This is a genomic window from Saccharopolyspora sp., assembly GCF_017434145.1.
Classification (GTDB): Bacteria; Actinomycetota; Actinomycetes; order Mycobacteriales; family Pseudonocardiaceae; genus Saccharopolyspora_C; species Saccharopolyspora_C galaxeae.
Genome location: NZ_JAFRFW010000811.1, coordinates 1 through 2,936, shown reverse-complemented (window position 1 = coordinate 2,936; position 2,936 = coordinate 1). Strand labels below are relative to the sequence as shown.

The 2,936-nt window shown below is 71.2% G+C and carries 3 protein-coding genes; all 3 read left to right on the top strand.

Annotated elements, in window-relative coordinates:
- Positions 1 to 331 (top strand): glycine cleavage T C-terminal barrel domain-containing protein (locus tag IJH84_RS22030; RefSeq protein ID WP_295148472.1); only part of this gene is annotated, 331 nt, incomplete at its 5' end.
- Between the two features lie 14 nt (positions 332 to 345).
- On the top strand, positions 346 to 1,188 hold the full coding sequence (locus tag IJH84_RS22025) for a methylenetetrahydrofolate reductase (RefSeq protein WP_200071920.1): 843 nt from the start codon (positions 346 to 348) through the stop codon (positions 1,186 to 1,188).
- A complete protein-coding gene (locus IJH84_RS22020; protein ID WP_295148467.1) occupies positions 1,185 to 2,882 on the top strand; it encodes a formate--tetrahydrofolate ligase in 1,698 nt (565 codons plus the stop codon). The genes IJH84_RS22025 and IJH84_RS22020 overlap by 4 nt, the downstream gene beginning before the upstream one ends.
- The last annotated feature ends 54 nt before the right edge of the window (positions 2,883 to 2,936 follow it).

Here is a 2,936-nt window from a genome sequence, read left to right as displayed (position 1 = left end):
GATCAAGTCCGAAGGGGTGGCCCGCAAACTGGTCGGCGTGCGGATCGGCGGGCCCTCGATCGGTTCGTTCAACGACGGCAACATGATCGAGCCGTTCGACGTGCACGACCCGCACGGGCTGCGCATCGGCGAGGTCACCTCGGCCTGCCACTCGCCGCGGGTGGAGGGCAACATCGGCTTCGCCATGGTCCCGGTGGCCTACCAGGAGTTCGGCACCGAGCTCGTGGTGCACACCCAGCACGGCCCGCAGCAGGCCGAGGTGGTCGAAAAGCCCTTCCTGGACCCGCAGAAGGACATCCCGAAGACCGCGCAGCGCGCGGCCACGGCGTAGCTGGGCGGGCCATCATGGACACCGGATTCCAGCGACTCGAGGAATTGCTGTGCAGCGCCCGGTTCGAGGTGCTGCCGGTGCGCGGAGCGGTGCAGCGCTGCGAGCAGCTGCCCGCGGGCACCACGGTCACGGTCACGTCCTCGGCGGCCAAGGGTCCCGAGGCGACGCTGGCCACCGGGGCGCAACTGGCCGCGGTGGGGATGCGGGTCGTGCCGCACCTGGCGGCCCGGTCCATCAAGGACTCCGCGCACTTGTCCGGCCTGCTGGACCGGGCGGAGGCGCTGGGCAGCGGCGAGGTGTTCGTGATCGCGGGTGACTCCCCGGCGCCCGCCGGGGAATTCCCGGACGCGCTGGCGCTGCTGCGCAGGATGGACGAGCTCGGCCGCAGGCCGGGGCGGGTCGGCATCAGCGGCTACCCGGAGCGGCACGCCTTCCTGTCCGACGAGGCCACCGTGCGGGCCATGACCGACAAGGCCGGTTACGCCGACTACGCGGTCTCGCAGATCTGCTACGACCCGCAGCGCATCGCGGCCTGGCTCGGCGAGGTCCGCGCCCGCGGCGTGCTGCTTCCGATCCACATCGGACTCCCGGGAGCGGTGGACGTGACCAAGCTGCTTCGGGTGTCGATGAAGATCGGGCTCGGCGAGTCGCTGCGGTTCCTGCGCAAGCAGCACGGCATGGTCAGCAAACTGCTGGCGCCCTACAACCCGGACTCCCTCGTGGACGGCCTGTGGCCGTACCTGGACGAACCCGCACCGGGGATCGCGGGCTGGCACCTGTACACGTTCAACGAAATCACCCGGACCGCCCAGTGGCGCGATGCGGCGCTCGCCCGGATCCAGGAGGTTCCCGCATGAGCATTCCGTCCGATCTGGACATCTCCCGCGCGAGCACGCTGCGTCCGATCGACGAGGTGGCAGCGCAGCTCGGACTCGGCCCGCACCTGCTGGAACCGTACGGCAGCCAGGTGGCGAAGGTGTCGCTGGACGCGGCCGAGGAACTCGCCGACCGACCGCCCGCCCGCTACGTGGTCGTCTCCGCGGTCACCCCGACACCGCTCGGCGAGGGCAAGACGACCACCACCGTGGGACTCGGGCAGGGGCTGCGGTACCTGGGGCACAACTCGGCGGTGGCGGTTCGCCAGCCGTCGATGGGCCCCACGTTCGGCATCAAGGGCGGCGCCGCCGGCGGCGGCTACAGCCAAGTGGTGCCGATGGAGTCGCTGAACCTGCACCTGACCGGCGACATGCACGCGGTCACCGCCGCGCACAACCTGCTCTCCGCGATGCTGGACAACCACCTGCACCGGGGCAACGAGCTGGGCATCGACCCGCACCGGATCACCTGGCGGCGAGTGCTCGACGTCAACGACCGGGACCTGCGCTCGATCGTGACCGGGCTGGGCGGGAGCGCGGACGGCACGCCGCGGCAGACCGGGTTCGACATCACCGCGGCCAGCGAGGTGATGGCGGTGCTCGCGCTGTCGAACTCGCTGCACGACATGCGGCGCAGGCTGGGCCACATCGTCGTCGCCTACACCGCCGAGGGAACCCCGGTCACCGCCGAGCAGCTGCGCGCGGCCGGGGCGATGACGGTGCTGATGCGCGAGGCGATCATGCCGAACCTGATGCAGACCACGGAGAACACTCCGGTGTTCGTGCACGCGGGACCGTTCGGCAACATCGCGCACGGCAACTCCTCGGTGGTGGCCGACCGGATCGCGATGCGCTGCGCCGACTACGTGGTGACCGAGGCCGGGTTCGGCGCGGACATGGGCGCGGAGCGGTTCTTCAACATCAAGTGCCGGGCTTCCGGCCTGCGCCCGGACGCGGCGGTGCTGGTGGCCACGGTGCGGGCGTTGAAGGCGCACTCCGGCAACTACCGGATCGTCGCGGGCCGGCCGCTGCCGCCGGAACTGCTCGCGGAGAACCCGGACGACGTGCTGGCCGGGGCGGCCAACCTGCGCAAGCAGATCGAGAACATCCGGATGCACGGGGTCTCGCCGGTGGTGGCGGTGAACGCCTTCCCCAGCGACCACCCCTCGGAGCACGCCGCGATCCGGGAGGTCGCCGAAGCCGCGGGTGCCCGCGTCGCGATCAGCAGCCACTTCCTCGACGGCGGGAAGGGCGCGAAGGACCTGGCCGAGGCGGTGGTGGAGGCCGCCGAGGAGCCCAGCAGCTTCGAGCCGCTCTACCCGGATTCGGCGAGCCTGCGGGAGAAGATCGACGTGATCGCCCGCCGGGTGTACGGGGCGGACGGCGTCAGCTACACACCGGCCGCGGCCCGCTCGTTGCGGGACTACGAGGCGAACGGGTTCGGCACCTTGCCGGTGTGCATCGCCAAGACGCACCTGTCGCTGAGTTCGGACCCGACGCTGCTGGGCGCCCCGACCGGCTGGACGCTGCCGGTGCGGGAGGTCCGGGCCTCGGTCGGCGCCGGATTCGTGTACCCGATCTGCGGGGACATGCGCACGATGCCCGGGCTCGGTTCGCATCCGGCGGCCGAGCAGATCGACATCGACGAGCACGGCCAGGTCGTGGGGCTGAGTTGACCGATCTCGACGCGAGCGTGCGGGATTTCCTGGACGAGGTGGCCGCGCCGACTC

Excerpts from the sequence above, each read along its gene's own strand:
- IJH84_RS22020 (WP_295148467.1), top strand. The coding sequence starts at position 1,185 with ATGAGCATTCCGTCCGATCTGGACATCTCCCGCGCGAGCACGCTGCGT.
- IJH84_RS22025 (WP_200071920.1), top strand. The coding sequence starts at position 346 with ATGGACACCGGATTCCAGCGACTCGAGGAATTGCTGTGCAGCGCCCGG.